The sequence below is a fragment of the Vibrio sp. ZF 223 genome, assembly GCF_003050585.1.
Classification (GTDB): Bacteria; Pseudomonadota; Gammaproteobacteria; order Enterobacterales; family Vibrionaceae; genus Vibrio; species Vibrio crassostreae.
The window spans coordinates 1-17,989 of the sequence record NZ_PIGB01000007.1 but is presented as its reverse complement, the minus strand read 5'-3'; the positions used below and the strand labels follow the sequence as shown (position 1 = coordinate 17,989).

24 protein-coding genes and 1 pseudogene are annotated in these 17,989 nt (G+C 41.9%); 19 read left to right on the top strand and 6 right to left on the bottom strand.

From position 1 onward, the window contains the following. Window positions 1–4: 4 nt before the first annotated feature. Window positions 5–979, top strand: a complete 975-nt coding sequence (locus tag CWO13_RS14295; protein ID WP_108083107.1) for an OmpA family protein — start codon at window positions 5–7, stop codon at window positions 977–979. An 83-nt stretch (window positions 980–1,062) separates the two neighbouring features. On the opposite strand, the gene CWO13_RS14290 is transcribed toward CWO13_RS14295, so the two are convergent. The 3 genes from CWO13_RS14290 to CWO13_RS14280 form a co-directional block, all read right to left on the bottom strand. Further along, window positions 1,063–1,482: a BLUF domain-containing protein gene (locus CWO13_RS14290; protein ID WP_108083106.1), complete on the bottom strand. Its 420-nt coding sequence runs from the start codon at window positions 1,480–1,482 to the stop codon at window positions 1,063–1,065. A gap of 165 nt (window positions 1,483–1,647) precedes the next feature. Further along, window positions 1,648–2,388, bottom strand: a complete 741-nt coding sequence (locus tag CWO13_RS14285; RefSeq protein WP_108083105.1) for a hypothetical protein — start codon at window positions 2,386–2,388, stop codon at window positions 1,648–1,650. A gap of 319 nt (window positions 2,389–2,707) precedes the next feature. Then, window positions 2,708–2,899, bottom strand: a complete 192-nt coding sequence (locus CWO13_RS14280; RefSeq protein ID WP_240698015.1) for a hypothetical protein — start codon at window positions 2,897–2,899, stop codon at window positions 2,708–2,710. 526 nt (window positions 2,900–3,425) lie between these two features. Here CWO13_RS14280 and CWO13_RS14275 point away from each other — a divergent pair. From CWO13_RS14275 to CWO13_RS23815, 9 genes and pseudogenes are all read left to right on the top strand, one after another. Next, the gene (locus CWO13_RS14275) at window positions 3,426–3,854 is read left to right on the top strand and encodes a hypothetical protein (RefSeq protein WP_108083104.1); all 429 of its coding nucleotides are present in this window, start codon (window positions 3,426–3,428) and stop codon (window positions 3,852–3,854) included. A gap of 106 nt (window positions 3,855–3,960) precedes the next feature. Next, entirely contained in the window at window positions 3,961–4,746 is a 786-nt protein-coding gene (locus CWO13_RS14270; protein WP_102431641.1) for a hypothetical protein, read from the top strand. 64 nt (window positions 4,747–4,810) lie between these two features. Continuing rightward, on the top strand, window positions 4,811–5,332 hold the full coding sequence (locus tag CWO13_RS14265; protein ID WP_102441929.1) for a GNAT family N-acetyltransferase: 522 nt from the start codon (window positions 4,811–4,813) through the stop codon (window positions 5,330–5,332). A gap of 113 nt (window positions 5,333–5,445) precedes the next feature. Next, the gene (locus tag CWO13_RS14260) at window positions 5,446–5,697 is read left to right on the top strand and encodes a TIGR03643 family protein (RefSeq protein WP_063522405.1); all 252 of its coding nucleotides are present in this window, start codon (window positions 5,446–5,448) and stop codon (window positions 5,695–5,697) included. Window positions 5,698–5,760: 63 nt separating this feature from the next. Further along, window positions 5,761–6,249 carry a hypothetical protein gene (locus CWO13_RS14255; RefSeq protein ID WP_107898782.1) on the top strand — a complete coding sequence of 163 codons (489 nt, stop codon included), beginning with the start codon at window positions 5,761–5,763 and terminating at the stop codon, window positions 6,247–6,249. Window positions 6,250–6,450: 201 nt separating this feature from the next. Then, window positions 6,451–7,098 (top strand): HAD-IA family hydrolase, encoded by a 648-nt coding sequence (locus tag CWO13_RS14250; protein ID WP_108083103.1) that lies wholly within the window; start codon window positions 6,451–6,453, stop codon window positions 7,096–7,098. A 39-nt stretch (window positions 7,099–7,137) separates the two neighbouring features. Continuing rightward, complete coding sequence (locus tag CWO13_RS14245; RefSeq protein ID WP_108083102.1) at window positions 7,138–7,656, top strand: GNAT family N-acetyltransferase; 519 nt, start codon at window positions 7,138–7,140, stop codon at window positions 7,654–7,656. 38 nt (window positions 7,657–7,694) lie between these two features. After that, window positions 7,695–8,225: a GNAT family N-acetyltransferase gene (locus CWO13_RS14240; RefSeq protein ID WP_107898784.1), complete on the top strand. Its 531-nt coding sequence runs from the start codon at window positions 7,695–7,697 to the stop codon at window positions 8,223–8,225. Between the two features lie 14 nt (window positions 8,226–8,239). Beyond that, window positions 8,240–8,323 (top strand): annotated as a pseudogene (locus tag CWO13_RS23815) (GNAT family N-acetyltransferase); the annotation flags it as partial. A gap of 82 nt (window positions 8,324–8,405) precedes the next feature. Here CWO13_RS23815 and CWO13_RS14230 read toward each other — a convergent pair. Next, window positions 8,406–8,927, bottom strand: a complete 522-nt coding sequence (locus CWO13_RS14230) for a prepilin-type N-terminal cleavage/methylation domain-containing protein (protein ID WP_102431633.1) — start codon at window positions 8,925–8,927, stop codon at window positions 8,406–8,408. Window positions 8,928–9,178: 251 nt separating this feature from the next. Between CWO13_RS14230 and CWO13_RS14225 the strand changes: the two genes are divergently transcribed. The 5 genes from CWO13_RS14225 (at window position 9,179) to CWO13_RS14205 (ending at window position 13,003) form a co-directional block, all read left to right on the top strand. Beyond that, window positions 9,179–9,943 carry a carbon-nitrogen hydrolase family protein gene (locus CWO13_RS14225; RefSeq protein ID WP_108083101.1) on the top strand — a complete coding sequence of 255 codons (765 nt, stop codon included), beginning with the start codon at window positions 9,179–9,181 and terminating at the stop codon, window positions 9,941–9,943. After that, complete coding sequence (locus tag CWO13_RS14220; protein ID WP_108083100.1) at window positions 9,927–10,688, top strand: nucleotidyltransferase domain-containing protein; 762 nt, start codon at window positions 9,927–9,929, stop codon at window positions 10,686–10,688. Before CWO13_RS14225 ends, CWO13_RS14220 begins: the two co-directional genes overlap by 17 nt. Before the next feature lie 61 nt (window positions 10,689–10,749). Next, complete coding sequence (locus tag CWO13_RS14215; protein ID WP_107898787.1) at window positions 10,750–11,142, top strand: NUDIX hydrolase; 393 nt, start codon at window positions 10,750–10,752, stop codon at window positions 11,140–11,142. A 388-nt stretch (window positions 11,143–11,530) separates the two neighbouring features. After that, window positions 11,531–11,740, top strand: coding sequence for a hypothetical protein (locus tag CWO13_RS14210; RefSeq protein WP_010434910.1), 210 nt, complete (start codon window positions 11,531–11,533; stop codon window positions 11,738–11,740). Beyond that, complete coding sequence (locus tag CWO13_RS14205) at window positions 11,741–13,003, top strand: integrase (RefSeq protein ID WP_108083099.1); 1,263 nt, start codon at window positions 11,741–11,743, stop codon at window positions 13,001–13,003. It begins immediately after the preceding gene. Between the two features lie 96 nt (window positions 13,004–13,099). Here CWO13_RS14205 and CWO13_RS14200 read toward each other — a convergent pair whose 3' ends face one another. Together CWO13_RS14200 and CWO13_RS14195 are read right to left on the bottom strand one after the other, a co-directional pair. Continuing rightward, on the bottom strand, window positions 13,100–14,059 hold the full coding sequence (locus CWO13_RS14200; RefSeq protein WP_108083098.1) for a nuclease-related domain-containing protein: 960 nt from the start codon (window positions 14,057–14,059) through the stop codon (window positions 13,100–13,102). A 427-nt stretch (window positions 14,060–14,486) separates the two neighbouring features. Continuing rightward, window positions 14,487–15,461 (bottom strand): integron integrase, encoded by a 975-nt coding sequence (locus CWO13_RS14195; RefSeq protein ID WP_108083097.1) that lies wholly within the window; start codon window positions 15,459–15,461, stop codon window positions 14,487–14,489. 234 nt (window positions 15,462–15,695) lie between these two features. Between CWO13_RS14195 and CWO13_RS14190 the strand changes: the two genes are divergently transcribed. The 4 genes from CWO13_RS14190 to CWO13_RS14170 form a co-directional block, all read left to right on the top strand. Continuing rightward, on the top strand, window positions 15,696–16,439 hold the full coding sequence (locus CWO13_RS14190) for a hypothetical protein (protein WP_108083096.1): 744 nt from the start codon (window positions 15,696–15,698) through the stop codon (window positions 16,437–16,439). 137 nt (window positions 16,440–16,576) lie between these two features. Then, window positions 16,577–16,927, top strand: coding sequence for a RidA family protein (locus tag CWO13_RS14185; protein WP_108083095.1), 351 nt, complete (start codon window positions 16,577–16,579; stop codon window positions 16,925–16,927). Between the two features lie 146 nt (window positions 16,928–17,073). Beyond that, window positions 17,074–17,505 carry a hypothetical protein gene (locus tag CWO13_RS14180; RefSeq protein WP_102431689.1) on the top strand — a complete coding sequence of 144 codons (432 nt, stop codon included), beginning with the start codon at window positions 17,074–17,076 and terminating at the stop codon, window positions 17,503–17,505. A gap of 145 nt (window positions 17,506–17,650) precedes the next feature. Beyond that, window positions 17,651–17,989 (top strand): hypothetical protein (locus CWO13_RS14170; protein ID WP_219910247.1); only part of this gene is annotated, 339 nt, incomplete at its 3' end.

Genomic DNA, 17,989 nt, shown 5'->3' with positions numbered 1-17,989 from the left:
TAAGATGAAAACAATTATTTTCCTAATAAACGCAGTGATGAGTACTTTGTTGCTTTCTGGCTGTGCAACCGACACGTACGTGAGTCAGGAGAACCGAGACAAGTTTGCTGGCATAGACGTGTCTAAGTTTTTAATCAGCGAGTGTTTGGCGCCAGAGCGTGAGGTGCACATCGCCATCGCAGAGCATTTTGCCTTTGATAAATACCAATTACGCGACCTCGACAAGATCAACTTGGATACCTTTGTTAAAGAGATCAGAGGCCTCAAAGGGCGCATCACGATTGTCGGCCATACTGATTATAAAGGTTCTCTCGAATATAATGAGCACCTTTCACAGCGCCGTGCTAAATCGGTCGCGGACTATTTGAAAGCACACCTCGACCCAACGAATTACGATTGGGAAGTGAAGCACCTTGGTGAGACTCAACCTCTGTTGCTGGGTAAAACCGATAAAGACCGAGCAGAGAACCGCCGTGCGTTTATCGTGTTTGAAGAGGCACAGAAGTACGAAGAGATGCCTTTCTGTGAGCCACCAAAACCTGAGCGTAAGGTTTACATGGCGATGACGCCACACTTTGATTTTGATAAGTCAGTGCTAAAACCAGAGGACTTAACTCAGTTAGATGACTTTGCGGCTCAATTGAGTGACTTACAAGGCAGTATCATGGTGGCAGGGCATACAGACCAAGCCGGTTCGGTCTCTTACAACGAGAAATTAGCAGAGCGCCGCGCAGAAACGGTGGTTGAATACCTCAAAACCAAACTCGACCCTAAGCAGTTCATCTGGGAAGCGAAGTCATTTGGTAAGTTGCAGCCTGCGATTAATGAACGATCTGAAAAAGCCGATGCATTAAACCGCCGCGCGTTTATTGTGTTCAAAGAGTCGGATATTACTGCCGAGAAGGAACAGCAAACACTATCAGGTAGTGAGCAAGGTTTTCTTCGTAGTGAAAGCGATCAGAAGCATGGCGATGAATAAAGAGCAATCTTTTAAATAATGTGAAAAAGCCCCATCCGTTGGGGCTTTTTGATATGTCTTCTTCTGATAAAAGGGTCGTTAATCTACTCAGAAGGTAAATTCTGCTTCAATTCTAGAAGCATTTGATAAGCACTTTCACCGGACATCTCATATGGGTTGAATTGGTTGGATGTTGAAAACTGTAAGTTTACCAGCTCGGTTAGGTTCGACTGAGGAATGTCGCCCATTGACCAGTCTCCAAATTGCCGACAATCTATTTCCTTGAAATACAAGATCATTACGTTTTTGTGGCGCTTATCATTGAGAATATGATTGTAGGTATGGTTAACCGCAGTTCGTGAACCTTCGATACATTGTAGGAAATACTTATCGTTGTGACTAAGAAGGCCAGTTAAGTGGCTCTGCTTATTGCGATCGTGTGAGATCTTGAGAATTTCATCTAAAGCCTTCGAGTCGCAGCTTTCACAAAGCGTACTGACATAAATTAACCGAGTTAGGCGCATAGGCATCACTTCGAATGTTGTTCAAAAGGTATTAATAAATATAAGACAAGCTCATAGAAATGCTAATTATTGGTGGAGTCGAAACTGTTTAGAGTAAGATGAAAGTGAAGGGGCTAAGTTATAGTTGGCCCCTCCGTTTTATCGTTTACACAGTATTATGGTGAATTAATATTGCTCTGGAAATGTTGGATTAAATATTGGGAACAGCACTCGTAATTCATCTTGAGCAAGGTAGCCTTGTTGAGTCTTGATCACCTCTCCATTCTCACGGTACACCGCCATTGCACTAGAGTAGGTGCCGGTTTCTAACCATGATGTTTTGAACTCAGCGCAGTACGCTTCAACACAATCGCGTGGACTTTGAGTTGCCCAGCTATCAAATCCAGTTTTCCAGCCTAGCAACGTTGAGCCTTCATTGATTACTTTTTCTGTGTCTACATGATGAAAAGTCGATGAAACGTGCTCAATTTCGATATCGGTATTTCCAATTAAATCGCTATAAAACACGTAAGTAGGCCATAAATCTGCGTTGTTATGAGAAAGAGTGAAGGTTACTTTACTGGAACCTTCCAGCAATAGTGTTTCACGCTCAATCGTAAAAGTGATTCTCTCTTGAAGATCTACAAGGTTACATGTCCATAATTGACATGCATTGTACATTTGATCGTAAGTCGTTCCCCAGCGTTTTGCTGCTTCGGCGATCAAGTCAGTTTGAGGTGGGTTTAAGCCAGTGTCTTCGTCTGGATTGGTTTGATCATCTCCTGAACCATCGCCCCCACCAGGCGGCAATATTGGATTACCCGGGTTGTGAGGTGCTGTACCTCCAGCGGTGTCTGAACTATCTGAACTGTTGCAACCGCTAAGTAATACTGCGACCAATGCGACAAATAAAGCTGATTTTTTCATTTTGAATTTACTCTCTACTCTTATTAAAAGCATCCTAATAGGTTGATAAGCTTTATTTTTCGATTGCTCATCGGCGCCTTTCCTTTGGTGAGAACATAATATTTGTGAACTGAATCATTGGCTAAGTAGCATTTTGAATATTTGTAATAAGTAATGCTTATCGTACTGGTTAGGTAGTTTGATAAATGTAACTTTTGTTATCAACAATTGAGGGATGCGCGGAGAAAGTCGATGTAATGTAGGGAGGGTGCAACGCTCATCTCTTAAATGGTGAATGATATTGGGATGTATTCACCATATAAGAGGTTAAAGTCAGTACTTAATTGTTCACTACCGAAATAGATTCAACGTTTGAAGAGGCATCAAATCGAACGTTAACCAACACACTTTCACGTTCGAAAGTTACATCATCAAAGTCAGTAGCCGCGATTTTAAATCCATTCCTTGCAAATAAACTTGTTACCGTTGTCCGTTGTTTCTGTTCCATTGCGCATGTCAGTAGTTCGTTCATCGTTATCTCCATATTAGGTAACCGTGTGTGTTTTTTAAGCGTACAGCCTCTTTTCTATGAGATCAATTGCCTAATAGATAAGCTGTATTGATGTGTTCAATTGAATGATTTTGATATTCAAAAATACAATGGGTAAGTGGGAGTGCGATTGCGTTAGTTATGATAAGTAGAGTGTTATGTGACCACAGTTCAGCATTAATCGAGAACGAAATTTTTTGTAATAATCGCGTTGAAATAAGTGGTTACAAAACAGGGGGAATCATACTCGCCGTTTAGTATGTTAGGTCGGTGATTGGAATCATTGTTGGTCTATATCCAGCTTAACTAAAGTACATCGATTTATGATATGTAGAGTTTTTAATGAACCTTTTTATTGAAATCTCGCATGCCAAAGCAGTGTTGTTATAAGTGTTATTAATTTCATATTCTTGCTTTTTACATTCTCTTGATTTATAAAATAAGCATTCACCGATAACTTCATGATTATATTAGTTTTTACTAACCTTTAATAACATGGAGAAAGGCGATGAATAAGAACCCAACACGCAATAGGTTAGCGAATTTATTGAGGCTGCGTAGACCATACAAAACATCTGACTTTCTAGTGAGTTCTGATGAACTTCGAGTCAAGAAAGATGTTTATAGTTTACGTAAAATCAAACAGCTAGAAACTCGACAACTGGGCATCAAAGAAAACGCAATCAACGTCATTTCATTGGCCTTGATGCTATCTGCAGCAACTTGGGCGTTCGTACCTCAGTTTGGGTTACCTATGCTCGCTCTGACCTTTATTTTGGCTTTTGTTTCGTGGCGAAAATACGAGCTTCGTGCAGAGTTTAAAGGATCAGACGAAACTGGTGATCACTGGGTATCTGTAGCTCGAGGTTGTACTCGTGAAGAGTTTAAGATCTTAAAAAGTGTCGAAGTGAATTTGCGAGAACAAGTTGTAAGCTAAGTGCGACCTCGCAGTTAGCATGGTTCAACCCTAAACAAGGCTCGTCATCATTGGCGAGCTTTTTATTTTTGGAAAGGCAAGACTTATTAAAAACGATATGAAGCAAATGCGAGTAGCCTTGGGTGTCATTTTTCTCGGCTTCAGCCTTTACACTAATGCCGACACTATTGAGTTCCCTGCTTGTGTTGAAGGTGAAGTGTTGAACACCGAGGTTCACCTTTACATTGACGAGTCTATGTTGTTGGAATACTCGAAGGCGTTTATCGCTAGTAAAGTTGCCACATGGGAAAGTTACTCCAACCTAGTTTTGAAAAACTCATGTATTCCTATGAGGAGAAAGGTAACCCAAATTACTTATACACCTGCTATCGATAGCCTTTGGTTTCAAGATTTGAGTGCGGCAGAGAGGCTACTCAAATTATCAATGAAAGAGCCAATTGAAGAAATCACAGAGGACGGTCGTCCTGTTTTTACAGGTGTTGTGTTTTCTAATTATCATTCTGCTTTCGAGTCTCGATATTGTGGTATCGCATCTCAGGTCTCTCGTTTTTTCTTTTTGGCTATAAATTGCCCAGACTCGACAATGGAACATGAAATTGGTCATTTGAGCGGTGCTAACCATGACTATAAAGAGGTGTTAAAAGATTACGCGACTATCGAACATTTTATCGCTGACAGGTACCCGAAAGCGCCCGCATATTCATTCGGTGCTACATGTGCAGAGAGAGGCACTGTAATGTCTTATGAGCGTGATATTATTCCTGCCTACTCTAGCCCTGAAATTAGAGTGAACGGACAGCAATGTGGGGATAACGCGCATCACAATAATGCGAGAGTGCTTAGAGAGTTCGCAAATACTCATTTAAAGCTAATAGACTCCAACAAAAATTAGTCGAGCTAATGCCGAGAATAATCAAATAGTACGATGGCGTTTGAAAACAGGATAAGGAAAGTGAATGGACATAACGATAAGACCAGCAATGCCGAGCGAATTGGCTACCATTTATGCTTTGGTTATCTCAAACGATGAGTGGACTAAGTTTAATGGCCCTTATTTTTCGTATTCTCATCCGTCATTAGAAAGTTTTGAAGCGCATTCGTTTAAACGACTGCTTGAGGGCGATGACCTGCAGCTGGTGGTCGTCGACGGTGTACCTGTTGGAACCGTGAGTTGCTACTGGGAGTGTGAAGAGACACGTTGGCTCGAAGCTGGCGTAGTCATTTATAACTCTGATTATTGGGGGAAGGGGATCGCAGCATTAGCACTTCCGCTCTGGATTACTTACTTATTCGAAAACAAACAAATTGAGCGTGTGGGGCTAACGACTTGGTCAGGTAACCCGCGCATGATGTCTCTCGCTTTGAAGCTAGGTTTCCAGCAAGAGGCGAGGCTGAGAAAGGTGCGATATTACCAAGGCGAGTATTATGACTCGTTGAAGTATGGGGTGCTGCGTAGCGAGTGGCTGGAGAGAGGATAGCGACAAATATCTGTTTTTTGTTTGATGATTCCTTATCGATTCAGTAGTAACACCCTGATCTAAAAAGTGAGAGTGAGCGTACTTCTACTCAGATTTTAAAGGATGAGTAGACAATGAAATTATCTAAAGAGAATGAATCAAGAATTATTGAAATGGCGTGGGAAGACCGAACGCCATTTGAGGCAATAGAACACCAATTTGGTTTAAATGAATCACAGGTAATTCGTTTTATGCGCAGCCATATGAAGCCGGGTAGCTTCAAATTGTGGCGCGCTCGCGTCGCAGGTCGTGCGACAAAACATGTAAAACTTCGTAGCTCTGAAGTGTCGAGAGGTTATTGCCCAACACAATATAAGCGGCAGTAGGTTTTCTACCAACCATTTACCTCTTTCTATCAGTGGCTATCGTTCTAAATAGGGAGATTGAGATTGAATAGTTTGATTGGATTAGCGATAGGCTTTTTGTTTGTGATGCCTATCGCCACCTTATTGCATGAATTGGGGCATGCAATCCCTCAGCTTATTGCGGGTCACAAAGCCGAGGTGACCCTCGGGAATAGCGAAAAGGCCAAGGTTGTTCAAATTGGCAATCTCACACTTTCAATTTCAAGCTTTTCAATGAATGTTGGCTTTGCCTCAATAACTCAGCAGGGCAGTAAATCCTTGCAAGCATGGTCTCTAGTTATGGGGCCACTTACCTCATTACTCCTGTGTCTATCTTTGTATTTTATTAATAGCAATCAACTCCCTTACATCGCTTCTTACGTCATTAACTTTGGTGTCTATTTTTCATTGGCTCAGTTTGTGATGACAGCATTGCCTATCTATTACCCTAGTGCGTTTGGGGCCTATGAAGGGATGCCTAGTGATGGTAGGCAACTACTGGAACTTTATGACGTAGTAAAGCGCCTAGAGTAGTGGTCGTTAATAGATTGGTTGAATCTTATGGCTTGGCATTTTTTAGTTCTAAATGTGGACTCTAATGCTGAGTTGAAAGACACTCATCACACCACGTTCGGGCGCACTAATTTTTTGAATCAAGCTACGTAAATCTATTAGTGCGTGCGACATCATTAATGAGCTTGAGTAAATTGAGTATTTTTATAGGTTTTAGAGTCCATGATTGAATGTAAGAAGTTTATTTTTGATGTCGATGCAACACTGGTTGATACCCAAGTGGTTATCGACAATATTTGGAAAAAATGGTGCAAGACTGTTGGTGTTCGTTTTGAAACCATGAGTGAGTATATCCACGGGCGAAAAATCGAAGAGACACTGAGCTGTATTGGCATGGAATTCTCCAATGTCACTGAGGTCAATAAAGTCAAAACTATTGCGACCCAAGAGATGAAGCGCGCCAAGGCTATACCAAATTCTCATGATTTTTTATCAAAAATAGGCCCGGATTGCTGGTCAATCGCAACGAGTGGACCTAGAGCCGTCGCAACAACAAGCTTGGAAGCCTCCGGTTTTACGTTGCCAAAGGTCATGATTTGTGCCGAAGATGTGGTACGAGGTAAGCCAGCACCGGATCCTTTCCTTAAAGCCGCAGAAGCTTTAGGCGCAAAACCAGAAGATTGCGTTGCAGTTGAAGATTCACCATCTGGCGTACTATCGGCCAAGAAGGCAGGATGTTTCACGATCGCTCTATTAACCAGCCATACCAGAGAAGAATTAAAATCAGCAGATTTGATCGTAAATGGGTTTGATGAGCTCAAACTTACCTGCAGTCCGATTGGAACCTATCAGATTCATCGTGCTTATTAGAAAGATCCTTTAATTTTATCTTAAGAGGAATAGATAACAATGAAACTAGTATCGCCCTCAAAAGGATTTGAGTCCGCTTTTAAGGTGTACTACCAAGACTTCTTGGAGCAAGACATCGATAACTCTGATTATTACAAAGACGGTGTTCTTGATTTTTCTCGTTATATTGAATGCTTAAATGATGAGGCTAGAGGCGTTAACTTACCCGATGGTTATGTGCCATGTAATCATTATTGGTTGGTAAATGATGAAGGAGAGATACTCGGCGCCATTCGTGTTCGTCATCGCATCGATAATGAGTTTCTGTCACTTGAAGCGGGGCACATTGGCTACGATATTGCTCCCTCAAAGAGAGGTTCTGGCTACGGCAAGGCAATGCTCAAATTCGCTATTCCAAAAGCGAGCTCTCTGGGTATTAAACACGCTTTGATTACCGCAGACGAAGACAATATATCTTCACGAAAAGTCATTGAGGCAAATGGGGGTAAGTTTGAAAAAATAGTTTTTGGTAAAGTCTTTCCTGGCCCAGTTGCTCGTTATTGGCTTGACTGTCAGTAACGCAATGCAGTTTAGGGGACAGATAAAAAGGAATTTTTATGTTCAAAATAGACACTGCCAGGTTGGTTCTAAGAGACATGACGTTTGAGGATCAAAGCGCGTTTGTGGCTATGTCACAGGACGCCAAATATCAGCGCTTCTATGATGAGACTGATTGTGAGCCTAGTAAATACTATCAACTCACCCAATCGTTTGTTGAACAGGCTGAGGAAGATCCTCGTCAGTCCTATCAATTAGCTGTTGAAAGTAAAGAGTCAGGGAAGTTTATCGGAACCGTGTGTTTACGCCTTGAAGATAACCAGCAAGCTTCAATGGGCTGCGCTTTTGCGAGAGAAATTCAGGGGAAAGGGCTACCCATAGAAGCGGCCAAAGCTCTGGCTGGTTTTGGGTTTTCAGAGTTAGGGGTTCATCGAATTTATGCGGAAACCATTGGTGAGAATCTAGCGGCGATAAGGCTGTGCAAGTCACTTGGAATGAGACAAGAAGCTTGCTTTAAAGAGCACCGATTCTTCAAAAATAAGTGGTGGGATACCGTCGTATTGGCGATTCTTAGTACTGAATGGGAATGATGTGGTCACCCGCAGAAGTGCGCTATGCTAATGCTCGGCGTTTACCTTCTGGAGAGTTAGACAGCACGCTGGTTTATGCCAAAACGTGCTTATCTTAATTTCTGGGATGGTTGAATCTTGATGCGTGGCATTCTCTAAGTTTATTTGTGTGTACCAACACGTTGAGTATTAAACTAGAGCTTAGCTGTCTGGTTCGTCATCCACGGTGACATCGCCATTCATCGAGTTGTAGTAAATAGATATCCCCGGTACGACTCGATAATGATAACGGCATTGGTCGGTGTGGATGTACTCAGCGATGTAGTCAGTATCAGTCGGTGAGTTGAAGCTAGAAACGCTTGGTGGATCAATCAGGAGAGCTCCCCATACCGAAATACAGTCTTCCGGGTTATCCAACCTTGGAAAATCTTCTGCGTAAGGCCATTGCTGTACTGGGTATCCCCATTCATTGAAGTCAAGCTGGCCAGTGGCAGAGTCATCATAGATAGGGATGTTCGTAGATGGACCGCCACCGTTTAAGGTCAAATTTTTTGAGTAGGCAAGATCGACACCTGCTTTGAAAGCAGCGCCAGTACCTTTTACGGCTGCAATATGCGAATCTGTACTCACATTCAGGAATCTGGGCGCTGCCGTAACGGCGATTATTCCAAGAATCACAATAACGACAACAAGCTCAATAATTGTAAAACCGCTCTTTTTCATTATGCACCTCTTTTGAAGGCGGAAATTATGCACCATAAGTGACTATTACCAAAGGAAATTACTATATTTCAGAGGTAATTTTATAAACCAATCATAAATGTTGTGATTTACATGGTCTTATTTTATAAAACCCAATCGAGAAATAACTTAAGAGCCGGATATCTCACTTCAATATTGAATTTAGATAGACAAGGAGTTTGTTGTAGTGAGTATGGTCGAAACGGTAAATTTGTTTTTGGGAGAAGTTTGAAATGAGTGTCACTATCAGTTTGGCCCAAATTCCTGTCGTAAGAGGCAACTGGAGAGAAAACCTTAAGCAACATCTAAAAATGATAGAGCAATCGTCAAAGTACAATGCGGATGTGGTTGTTTTCCCCGAGCTATCACTAACCGGCTATGAGCTTGATTTGGCGGAAGAACTTGCGTTGTCTCTTGAGCCATCAAACTTTGAAGAACTCTCCCGAGCTTCGGTTCAAAGTGAGACGATTATTGTGGCTGGTTGTCCCCTGCGAGTTCCAGACTTATCCCACCCCACCATAGGCGCCGTTGTTTGTTTTCCCGACGGCAGAGTCGAGTTCTACTCTAAACAGCACCTGCATGATGGAGAGGGCAACTACTGCTCCGCTGGCGATGTTGATTATGTATTTGATGTGAATGGGCATAAAATCGCGCTAGCAATATGTGCTGACTTCATAGAGGCGGATCACTCCCAACGAGCCAAACATCTAGGCGCTGATTTCTATTTAGCGAGCGCTTTAATCTCTGAGAATGGCTTTGATCCGGATTCTAAAATCTTAGCTGGAATTGCGTCGGAACACGGTATACCAGTATTACTGAGTAACCATATATCTTTGACGGGAGGCTGGGAAACGTGTGGTAAGAGTTCTGTTTGGAATTCGCAAGGAGAGCGCGTGATCAGTGCAAAATCAAAAGAGAGTGGCATTGTTCTATGTACTATCTCGGGCTGTGAAACGGATCTTAATATAGCTGGAAAGTGGCATGCTGAATCAAACTAGAGGCCTCGATAAAGACGGGTTTATCGAAAACCTATACTCACCTAAGAACATTGCTCCTGAATTTCAAGGTGTCGTGAATGCTTTTATTGATTCGTTGTTAAGTGAACTTCCGGAGCAAATTTATGGCATCTACTTGTATGGAAGTGTACCAAGAGGAACGGCCATTGTTGGTCGTTCAGATTTGGATGTTTCTATCGTACTGACTACGCCTATTGGCCCAAAAGAGAGGCGAGTATTTAAGCATCTCTCTGACACCATTCCTGAAGCATATCCCCAAGTCAGTAAGCTTGATATCGATCCCGGCTTCCTGCGCGATGTTCTGCAACCCACAGAAAAGTATCACTGGCACTTTTGGCTCAAGCACTGTTGCTGTTGTATTTGGGGTAAGGATTTATCTACAGAGCTTCCGCTATATAAGCCCAGTATTGAAATCGCCCAAGCTCTCAATGGCGACTTGCCTACTTTTCTTGAGCAAATGAGCCTGAGTTTCAAAACAATGGCTGACGGGGATATCGCTAAGGTGATTAGCAAGAAGTTAGTGCGAGCAGCGTATTATTTTGTGGCTGAGAAAGACGGAAGTTGGTACACAGACCTGAGCCAGTGTGCCTCAGTAGCCAAGCGCTATTACCCAAAACAAAGCGACGATATTGAGTTGGCGCATCAATATGCTCTTGGAAACTTGATATCTAAAACAGAGGCTTTTGAATTGTATGAAAGGCTAAGCAAAAAGCTTGTTGTAAATTAAGGATTAACACAAGCTAGAACAGCAAACTTAACTACCGTTGTAACGGTTTTAGGAAAATCAGATGGATGTACACGAGTGTGTTTCTTTTATCTTGCTCAGCGAATCACAAGTATTGCTGGAAAAGCGCAGTGAGTCTAAGGAGACGGATCCCGGCGTAATTACCATTCCAGGTGGTCATATTGAGCACGGTGAGAATCAGGTGCAGGCTTTGTTTCGTGAGCTCAAAGAAGAGCTCAACGTTACTCCAACTCATTACACCTTCTTATGTTCACTCTATCACCCAACATCAGAGCTACAGTTGATTCATTACTTTGTTGTGAGCCAATGGACAGGGAAGATAACCGCACAAGAAGCCGATAGCATTGAGTGGTATCCATTGAATACAGCGTCTGCCGGCATCACTGTCGATGGTGTCGCTTTGAAAGAAGTGGAGCGAGTGGGGATGTTTCTTTAGAGCTGTGGTGTTAAGAGGCTTTACGACGTTTTTGAGGGCTCAAAAACGGTGAAATCCCGATGTTGGTAGTAATCTTAGCTGTATGATATTGATTTATATGAATTTCATGTGTTTAGAGCTGGTGGTTAAGCTCTAATTGGCCTAAAAAACGGTTAAAAAGGCCAATGAAATAGTCAAATAAAATCAATGTATTAGCAACTTGGTACTACTGTATTAGTCCACCCTAAAGTGGGCTTGAAATCGATTCGTTGAATCGTTTTACGCTTCGGGAATCCTTTTCGTTAATTGCTGCGCAAATAGAATGTCACTGAAAAAATCGTGCATAGTTTTTCTACCAGTAGATGAAAAATCTTAATTTTCATGTAGTGAGAAAGGTAAGGAGAACGACATGGCGACGCGTAAAATCAGACCTAGACAATTTATTGATGAGTTTTACCCTGATTCAGGGATATGCAATACCACCATCATAAACTGGATTAAACATGGCAAGCTCGAGGGCACTAGAACGCCAACGGGCCGATATTTAGTCTGTGTTGACGACGAGATAGGGAACCCTGCAGACAGGGTGAGTGAACTTCTAAGATTCTTGGAGTCATAAATGGTTGGTAGAGCTAGAAGCAAAGAAACGGCTCATTACCCTCCATTCTTGGTGAAAATGAGCCATAGGGGGCAATCTCGATTTCGGTTTACGACCGTAGATGGTGTGAAGAAGCTATTTCCTATCGGGACTGTAGAGCAAGAAGCGATACAAGCTGCGCATGTTTACAACTTGCAATATCGTCCTGAGCTAGGAAGCGCGTTTTCCCTTTCTGAGATGACCCCATTTCGTAGAGCTGTCTCTAAAGGCCGTAAGGACAAATTTAATCGGCCTTTAAAAGAGTGGCTTCCATTAGTGTTGTCTCGTGTGAAGAAAGAAGAACGGCTTTCCAAAGACGTTTATCGAAATTTGGAAAGGGACTGTTACCGCCTTGATGAGTTCATGGGGCGGTTGCCAACCAAATCGATCAAGTTACAGCACATCAATGAGTTCCTTTCGAAATACTATTCAGAGTTAAGTAATCGTCAGCTCAACAATAAGATCAGTAATCTTAAAAAGGTATTTTCCTACCTTGCTGATGAGAGCGCTATTGAGAGTAATTTTGTACTCAATAAAAAACAGCGTCGATTGACCAGAGAAGATTACACAAAAGCTCGCCACGACCTAGATATCGAAAACTACCAAAAGGTCTACGATGCAGCGCCACTGTTTCTTAAGGTCGCAATGAGCTTAACACTTGAGACGACTCATGCTGTGAGAGAGATCTATAGGCTTCGGTATCGGATATACAAACCACGGGAAGGCGTTTGTGGGATTCTATGGAACCCTGACAAAGAGGTGGAGTATGTGGATGGGCATGCAGTGTATGGAATGCTTTATGTTCATCGAGAAAAGGTGAAAAAGTCCGATGCTTCCACTGTCGCCATTCCTGTCACTCAGACGATTAAAGACATTGTCGATCTTTCTAAAACATCGAGATTGATTTGTCCTTATATTGTTCATCGTAAACCCAAACAGCAGCAACGTGGCATTTCAAAAGAGACCGACCATCTTTACCAAGTGCATCACCACAATATAAGTAAAGAGTTCAGTAAGGTTCGAGACTCTTTAGGGCTTTATAGCCACCTAAAGAAATCGCTAAGGCCGACCTATCATGAAATTCGAGGGCTGGCTGCCCGAATGATTGAACAGCAAGGGCAGAGTGCTACCGAGCGAATGGCACACGCGAACGCTAAAACAACAAAAATCTATACAGGCACAAGTGACATTGTTTGGCACCAAGTACCACCTGTTGAGGTGATGCCGAAAAGTGGCCAGAAGTGATTTGTGTTAGTTGTTTAGTTTTGGAGGAATTCGGAATCCGAATTTGAATCCGTATCGCTTTAAATTGCGTTGTAATTCGGATTCCGAATTATTAGATTAAGGAAATACGACTTGAGTCCCTTCACCACAAGAGCATGCAATGGAGTACGTGTTCTTTTTCTTACTGACTTTGGCTGAATTAGATTGGCAAGAATGGCAACTAATACGCATTGCAGTATTCACCTTACATTGTGGGCAGTAGACGTAATACCCATACTTTCCATACCTCGGCTCGGTCTGAGGGCTTTGACACTTCTTACAATTAAAACCATGCCTTATTTGTGGAACTTTGGCCTCTTCAATTGTTTCTTGAGCTGGAATCAAGTCTACCTTTTCAGTTTCGCTCAATTCTGCGATATGTACTTTGGGAGCCGGAGAAGACGTAGGCATATGTTGTTCGTTTAGAAAGTGAACTAGGCGGTACAGTTCATCACGATTAAACGTAGGATTCGGATTTAGTATTGAACCTACGCGGTGCTTTTTGATGAGACTCTTAACGCTGCTACCAATAGATTCGGCTTTAATGAGCTTCTTCGATATATCTTTAGGGATAGAAGTTCGATCGATTAGAGCGTCATTGGACGCGGCACAGAGTTGATCCCAACAGCGACCACCAAAGTACGCTTGTACAAACGCAATTCGGTCTAGCAACGACTTAGCGTTGTCATTTAACAGTGCTTTCAATAGTTTGGTTTGCAACTTAGCTTGCTCGATAGGCGAGGGCATTCCAGTCCAATTCCCTCTTACGGTTCGGCTCCATTCGAGTTGATTGTTGACCTTAACCTCACCACGAATCGATTTCGACTCAATAATGATAAATCCTTTGTTATAAAGGACTAAGTGATCGATCTGAGCTGTTTCATTTTTAAACTGTATGCGTAGGTCATTCATAATGAAAACGTCATTTGCATCTCCAAACTCTCTGCGTAAGTAAAACGCGACATCTTGCTCTACTTTTGCACCAGCTTTCTGTTGAAGACTGTTGTCGATTTTTGAATCTCTATCCTTAGTAATCATTCTTTATTCCTGCTTTTTTATAAAAGCAGTTTACCATGCAGTCTCATTCATATTGATGGTGTGTATGTTTTTGAGACATATGTTCTTTTTCGAACACTGTTATTGATGAAAATTGTGAAATATCTCTTTTCGAAAGCTCTAAGTAGAGAGTCGGAAACCTGCAACTCGCTGTTTAATAATGTGTTTGTTAGGCATCCTGTTATTGTGCGTGTCAGGGCGTTGTGAGCGCCATGAAAGTTGTAAATAGGTAATGGTGGCGCAACAATAAGAGGTGATACGCAGCCATTGCTGCAGAGAAAAACACACACATAAATTGTTATTGAGCTTTTGGAGTGACTAGAGGCCTCAGCCCTAAGAGCCGGTGATAGTGCCCTGTTTCGTGATTATGAAGTCATTTCAGAATTCGGAATCCGAATTTCATTTATCACTATTTTACGAATATTCTTGATAATGGGCTAACAACACCATTGGCGCCTCTATCAATGATGTGAGTATAAATTTGCGTTGTCTTCAAATCGGCGTGCCCAAGTTGTTCTTGAACGGTTCTGATATCTGCTCCGCTTTGAAGAAGGTGCGTAGCGAATGAGTGCCTTAAAGTATGACACGAGATGTTTTTGTTAATGTTGGCTTTTTGGCCTGCTACCTTAATGTGTTTTTGAAGCGCTGTTGGGTGAATATGGTGTCTACGTAGCTCGCCTGTTTGTAAATCTGGCGACAAACGACTAGAGGGAAAGAGGAATTGCCAATTTAGGCTCCTTTCTGCGCTCGGGTATTTTCTAGCGAGTGCTTCAGGTATGTATACACCAGAGAAAACTGTGTCATTCATGTCTTGATGATAGTAACTCGCGGATCTCTGTTGCTGTTGTTTGATAGCGGGGAAAAGCTCTGGTGCTATTGTCACTATACGGTTTTTACCTCCTTTCCCTTGCCATACACGTACAGATTTATATGCATAATCGATATCTTGTATACGTAGGCGTAGACACTCCATCAAACGCAACCCTGACCCATACATTAATTGATAAGGTAATTTGTAGTTAGGTGAACAGTGATTGAATAGCCTTCCAATCTCTTCTGGAGTCATGACTGTTGGCAATTTTCTTGATTTATCTGAGCGCCGAAACTGCATATCAAGCTCTATGGGTTCTTGAATAATTTCTTTGTATAAAAAGACTAATGCATTGAGAGCTAGACTTTGCGTTTTCCTCGCTGACTTTTTGTTAACAACCAGGTGCGTTAGGAAATCTTCTACATGCCTGGAAGTTAAGCTCTTTGGGTGCTTTTTATCATGATAAAGAATGTATTGGTGAATCCAATAAATGTACGCCTCCGTTGTACGAAGGGCATAGTGCCGTCCAAGCATATATTCTTGTATATACGATAGAAATGGTGATTTTTTCATTAAACTTTAACTGGTTATGCATACATAGGTTTCAGTTTGGCACATCAATTCATGCTATATAGAAAAATTCTGTATTTTGGGATGTAGGAAGGGAGCTGTAGTGCTTAAGTTACTGTTAGTTTTCATAAAAACGGGGTATCGTTTACGTCATTGAGATACTAGACAGAATAATTCTGTATTTAAGTGCAGAATTTTTCTGTCTAATATAGCTGTTATACATTTTAGGTGAATATAGTGATTAGAAATAAGCTACTCGATCTTAAGTGTGGAGCAGAGCTTCTACTGGAGCCAAGTCAAAATGAGGGGGTGAACTTGCTCAAAGAACACTCTCTAAAGGCTACCGAGATTGCTTTGAGTATGATGCCTGGTTTTGGACCTGTAGTCGCTCCCATGTTTTCTCACTATGTAGGTAAGATAACAAACGAAGTGGAAGCCCGGCGCTATAACTCTCTATTAGAAGAGTTACATGTTAGGTTGGCAAGCCTTGAAGTTAGGTGTTTGGAAAATGAAAAACATGCATGTAGCTCGTTTCTACATGACTGCGAACGCCTTTCTATCGAAAGTCAGCTTGAAAAGCAGGGCTATATTGCGTCTGTAATAGCAAAGCAATTGTCTACGGAGGGGAATTGGAGTGAATCCGATGCTTGTTTATTGTGGTTACAAAAAACGTCAGTACTACACCTTCAAATTTTGAATGTATGTATTAATGCGCCTAAGCATCAGTTTAATGACAAGACGAGTGATGAATGTTTAGTGAAGTTCTTTAACGAAAAATCATGTTCGGCGGAAGTATATATGTATTCAGTCACGGACAACTTCCAAAATTATGCACCTGAAATCATTCGCCTTATCGCAGCTGATTTGAAAGGGATGGGGCTCTTAGAGCTACCCACACATGATAGCTTCTTAAATGAATACATACTTAAGGTATCTGATGCTGGGAAATGGTTTGGCTCTTGGGTGTTTAAAAATGTATAACAAAGCGTTTAAGAGGGATTCTCAACGCTTGGCATTTTCAGTTTGATTCAGCTTTAGTGTTTACGGCACAATGGTTTAGGTTAGGCGGTGGCGTTGTTCACCCCTTAACGCGGCGTTAGCAGTTCAAAGGATACAATATGATCGAAAGGAAGCGTGGGATTTATAAGGGACGAAATAAGTCGTCTGCATACAAAGATTTAGTTTGGACTGTTGCCACATCTGCAGACACAAGCTTGGATATTTGTGGTCAAACTCAATTGGCGTTAGAAACAATCGATAGTAATTTGGCCGAGTTAGGATCAGACAAAACTCAGATTGTTAGTGCTCAGGTCTACATTGCGAATATGGCCGATAAACCCAAGATGGATAGGATTTGGTGTGAGTGGGCTGGTGATAACCCTGATAATTGGCCCCAACGAGCTTGTTTAGGTGTAACCCTTGAAGGTGATGTCCTTATTGAGGTGACAGTTACAGCTGTACGCAATTAGAACACTGCTAACAAAGCGTTTAAGGCGGATTCCCAACGCATGGCGTTTTCGGCTTACTTCCGTTTAAGTGTTTATGTCGCAATGGTTTAGGTTAGGTGGTTAGCGTTGCTCACCACTTAACGCGGCGTTAGCAGTACAGGAGTAACATGGTTAAGCAAATATGGGAAATAACTCCCCAAGATATACAAGATTATGCAGTATGGCAGTTTGCCTCATGGAAAGATGATAGTCATGATGACACTGTCATTTGTCAAGCTAGCCAAGATGATGCTCTAGACCCCAACTCTAACATCATTGTCAGGGCGAAATTCGTCGATGCGAATGGTAATGAGTTTATTGGTTTCATTCATTACGGATTAGCTGAAGTCGAATATTCTCAACCCAATATGTTCGTAAATGGCAAAACCGTAGGCTTTTGGTTTGGCATTACGAAGCCCAATCATAATGACCTGATAAGACTAAACTTCCCTATAGTGATAACGTCAGAGTCAGTTTTTGGTTTAGAGCAGATTACAGTCACTATCGAAGGTTATAGTTATGTCAATGAAGCATCGGCTACTTGCGTAATGTCCTGCTAACAAATTGTTTAAGAGTGATTCGGCACGCGTGGCATTTTTACCATGCGTCAGGTTTAGTGGTTAAGGTGGTATGCGGAAGCTTCGGTATTGCGTGCCTCACACCTTAACAAGGCGTTAAGCCTCTTCCTATAAAGTTGGAGTTACAATGATAAAAATAATTGGTGATTGGGGTGTTGAATCGTTGGCTCCAGTACAGGAAATAGCAACATTTACATACAAGATATTTGCTAATTTTGTTGGTCATGAATTGGACTGCGATATCCGTATCTATAATAATCCTCTACAGGGCTATCCTTTAGCTCATTACGACAAAGTTGATGGAGACTTTGTTATCACCCTATCGTGTGATTCTGGTGTGTATTGGGCTCAAGTTGCTTACCAATTAGCCCACGAAATCTGTCATTTGTACTCTAATCACAGTCAACAAAGAAATCATAAATTTAAATGGCTAGAAGAAAGCTTCTGTGAGGCAGCCTCTCTTGCT